We start from the raw sequence: 4,500 nt of genomic DNA, 5'->3' as shown, positions 1-4,500 counted from the left end.
CACCGCCCGCCCGACCGCCTGCGAGCCCCCGGAGGCCCCCGCCGTGAGCGATTCCTTCGCGCATCTGCACGTCCACACCGAGTACTCGATGCTGGACGGCGCCGCCCGCCTGAAGGAGTTGTTCAAGGAGGTGGAGCGGCAGGGCATGACCCATGTCGCGATGACCGACCACGGCAACATGTACGGCGCCGCGGAGTTCCACAAGCAGGCCACCGCCGCCGGCATCACCCCGGTGATCGGCATCGAGGCGTATGTCGCGCCCGAGTCCCGCACCAACCCCAAGCGCATCCTGTGGGGTCAGCCGCACCAGAAGCGGGACGACGTCTCCGCCTCCGGCGCCTACCTCCACAAGACCATCTGGGCCCGCAACAAGGAGGGCCTGCACAACCTCTTCAAGCTGACCTCGCGCTCCTACGCCGAGGGCTGGCTGGTGAAGTGGCCCCGGATGGACAAGGAGATCCTCGCCGAGCACGCCGCCGGGCTGATGGCCTCCACCGGCTGCCCCTCCGGCGAGCTGCAGACCCGGCTGCGCCTGGGCCAGTACGACGAGGCGCTGAAGTCCGCCGCCGAGTACCAGGACATCTTCGGCAAGGAGAACTACTTCCTGGAGCTGATGGACCACGGCCTGGACATCGAGAACCGGGTGCGCGAGGGCCTGATCGACATCGGGCGCAAGCTCGGCATCCCGCCGGTCGTCACCAACGACTCCCACTACACCCGGGAGGAGGACGCCGCCGCGCACGACCTGCTGCTCTGCGTGCAGACCGGCAAGAACCTCTCCGACCCGGACCGCTTCAAGTTCGACGGCACCGGCTACTACATCAAGTCCGCCGCCGAGATGTACGCGGTGGACTCCTCCGACGCCTGGCAGGAGGGCTGCCGCAACAGCCAGCTGCTGGTCGCCGAGCGGGTCGACACCACCGGGATGTTCGAGTTCAAGAACCTGATGCCCAGGTTCCCCATCCCCGAGGGCTTCGACTCCGAGGAGGCCTTCTTCCGCGCCGAGGTGTGGAAGGGCATGGACCGCCGCTTCCCCGGCGGCTACGACGAGGAGCACCGCAAGCTCGCCGAGTACGAGATGGAGACCATCTGCCAGATGGGCTTCCCCGCGTACTTCCTCGTGGTCTCCGACTTCATCCTCTGGGCCAAGGGCCAGGGCATCGCGGTGGGACCCGGCCGAGGCTCCGCCGCCGGCTCGCTGGTCGCGTACGCCATGGGCATCACCGACCTCGACCCGATCCCGCACGGCCTGATCTTCGAGCGCTTCCTCAACCCCGAGCGCATCTCCATGCCCGACGTCGACATCGACTTCGACGAGCGCCGCCGCGGTGACGTCATCCGCTATGTCACCGAGAAGTGGGGCTCCGACAAGGTCGCCCAGATCGTCACCTACGGCACCATCAAGGCCAAGGCCGCGATCAAGGACTCCTCCCGGGTGCTGGGCTACCCGTACGCCATGGGTGACCGGATCACCAAGGCCATGCCGCCGGACGTGATGGGCAAGGGCATCCCGCTCTCCGGCATCACCGACTCCTCGCACCCCCGCTACTCCGAGGCCGGCGAGATCCGCGGCCTGTACGAGAACGACCCCGACGTCCGCAAGGTGATCGACACCGCCCGCGGCATCGAGGGCCTGATCCGCCAGCCGGGTGTGCACGCGGCCGGCGTGATCATGTCCGCGGAGCCGCTCACCGACCACATCCCCGTGTGGACCAGGCACACCGACGGCGCCGTCATCACCCAGTTCGACTACCCCACCTGCGAGGGGCTCGGACTGCTGAAGATGGACTTCCTGGGGCTGCGCAACCTCACGATCATGGACGACGCCGTCAAGGCGATCGAGAAGAACAAGGGCGAGAAGATCGAGCTGCTGAAACTGCCGCTCGACGACAAGGCCGCCTACGAACTGCTGGCGCGCGGCGACACGCTGGGCGTCTTCCAGCTCGACGGCGGCCCGATGCGCTCCCTGCTGCGGCTGATGAAGCCCGACAACTTCGAGGACATCTCCGCCGTCCTGGCGCTGTACCGGCCCGGCCCGATGGGCGTCAACTCGCACACCAACTACGCGCTGCGCAAGAACGGCCAGCAGGAGATCACCCCGATCCACCCCGAGCTGGAGGAGCCGCTCAAGGAGGTGCTGGCGCCCACCTACGGCCTGATCGTCTACCAGGAGCAGGTGCAGAAGGCCGCCCAGATCCTCGCCGGCTACTCGCTCGGCCAGGCCGACCTGCTGCGCCGCGCCATGGGCAAGAAGAAGAAGGAGATCCTGGAGGCGGAGTTCGTCCCCTTCCAGCGGGGCTGCCGTGAGCGCGGCTACTCCGACGCCGCCATCCAGGCGGTCTGGGACGTCCTGGTCCCCTTCTCCGGCTACGCCTTCAACAAGGCCCACACCGCCGGCTACGGACTGGTCTCCTACTGGACCGCGTACCTCAAGGCCAACTACCCGGCCGAGTACATGTCGGCGCTGCTCACCAGCGTCAAGGACGACAAGGACAAGTCGGCGGTCTACCTCAACGAGTGCCGCAAGATGGGCATCCAGGTGCTGCCGCCGGACGTCAATGAGTCCGATGCGGAGTTCACCCCGCACGGTGACGACACGGTGCGGTTCGGTCTCACCGCGGTCCGCAACGTCGGCGCCAACGTGGTGGACTCCGTGGTACGCACCCGCAAGGCCAAGGGCAAGTACACCTCCTTCCCCGACTTCCTGGACAAGGTCGAGTCGGTGGTCTGCAACAAGCGCACCGTGGAGTCGCTGATCAAGGCCGGCGCCTTCGACTCCCTGGGGCACACCCGCAAGGGCCTCACCGCCCAGTTCGAGCCCATGATCGACAATGTGGTGGGGGTCAAGCGCAAGGAGGCCGAGGGTCAGTTCGACCTCTTCGGCGGCGACACGGTGGAGGCCGACGGGCCCGGCTTCGGCCTGGACGTGGTCTTCTCCGAGGACGAGTGGGAGAAGTCCTTCCTGCTCACCCAGGAGCGGGAGATGCTCGGCCTCTATGTCTCCTCGCACCCGCTGCACGGCATCGAGCACGTGCTGGCGGACAAGGCCGACTGTGCGGTCTCCGACCTCGCCGACCGCCCCGACGGCTCCATCCTCACCATCGGCGGCATCATCTCCGGGCTGCAGCGGAAGATGACCAAGCAGGGCAACGCCTGGGCCATCGCCACCGTGGAGGACCTGGCCGGCTCCATCGACTGCATGTTCTTCCCCGCCAGCTACCAGCTGGTCTCCACCCAGCTGGTGGAGGACGCGGTGGTCTTCGTCCGGGGCAAGCTGGACAAGCGCGAGGACGTACCCCGGCTGATGGGCATGGAGCTGATGGTCCCCGACCTCTCCGACGCCCACAGCGACGCACCGGTGGTGATCTCCATCCCCATGGTCAAGATCACCCCGCCGCTGGTCTCCCGCCTCGGCGAGGTGCTCACCAACCACAAGGGCAGCACCGAGGTGCGGCTGCGGCTGGAGGGCCACCGCAAGACCACCGTGCTGCGGCTCGACCGCCACCGGGTCACCTCCGACCCGGCCCTCTTCGGCGACCTCAAGCAGCTGCTCGGCCCCTCCTGCCTGGCAGGCTGACCGCACAGCGCCCCGGGCGCCGCACCCCTCCCGGGTGTGGCGCCCGCGTGCGTCCGGGCCCCGCCGCCGTACGGGCCCGGGAGGCCCCCGGGCCCCGGCGCGGGGCGTCTTCGCCGGAACCCTCACACGACGCTCACATCACAGGGGTGGTGGGCAGCCGGAACGGTGGCAAGATCGGCGAATCGCCGACACCGGAACGTGATCGAGTGAAACAAGATCCATCAGTGCGGTTCACCGCCCGATCGCCGGGTATGGAGTCCTGAACGGTGAGCGGCGCGGTCGTCCCCATGCGGCCGAGCCGATCGGGAAGAGGTGTGGAAGTGGACCGCTGCGTCGTCCTGGTGGACGCCGGATACCTGCTCGGGGCCGCAGCCAGCCTGCTCGCCGGTGAGCCCGCACGCTCCCGCATCACCGTGGACCACACCGACCTCATCGGCACCCTGCGGGAACGAGCCGAGGCCGAGACCGGTCTGCCGCTGCTGCGGATCTACTGGTTCGACGCCGCCCCCGACCGCCGCCCCATGCCCGAGCACCGCCGGCTGCGGGTGATGCCCAGGGTCACCGTCCGCCTCGGCGCCCTCACCAGAGCCGACGGCCGCTGGGTGCAGAAGGGCGTGGACGCCGCCATGCACGCCGAACTCTCCGAACTGGCCCGCAACCGTGCCTGCGCCGACGTGGTCCTGGTGACCGGCGACGGCGACCTGCTGCCCGGCATGATGTCCGCCAAGGAGCACGGCGTCGCCGTCCACCTCTGGGCCGTACAGGCCGCCGACGGCGACTTCAACCAGTCCGAGGACCTGGTCGCCGAGGCCGACGAACGCCGGGTGCTGGACCGGGAGTGGATCACCCGCTGGACCCGGGTACGGGATGTGCCCGCCGTCTGCCCGCCGGCCGGACCCCGCCCCGAGATCGCCAAGATCCTC

At 68.8% G+C, this 4,500-nt stretch carries 2 protein-coding genes; both read left to right on the top strand.

The features are described from left to right. The first annotated feature begins 43 nt into the window (after window positions 1-43). A complete protein-coding gene (gene dnaE / locus AOK09_RS29450) occupies window positions 44-3,577 on the top strand; it encodes a DNA polymerase III subunit alpha (RefSeq protein WP_079063530.1) in 3,534 nt (1,177 codons plus the stop codon). Between the two features lie 320 nt (window positions 3,578-3,897). Further along, a partial coding sequence (locus AOK09_RS29445) for an NYN domain-containing protein (protein WP_157876082.1) occupies window positions 3,898-4,500 on the top strand: 603 nt, incomplete at its 3' end.

It is taken from the genome of Peterkaempfera griseoplana, from assembly GCF_001418575.1.
Taxonomy (GTDB): Bacteria; Actinomycetota; Actinomycetes; order Streptomycetales; family Streptomycetaceae; genus Peterkaempfera; species Peterkaempfera griseoplana.
Note: the sequence above shows the minus strand (reverse complement) of the source record. Positions and strands in the feature narration are given on the sequence as shown.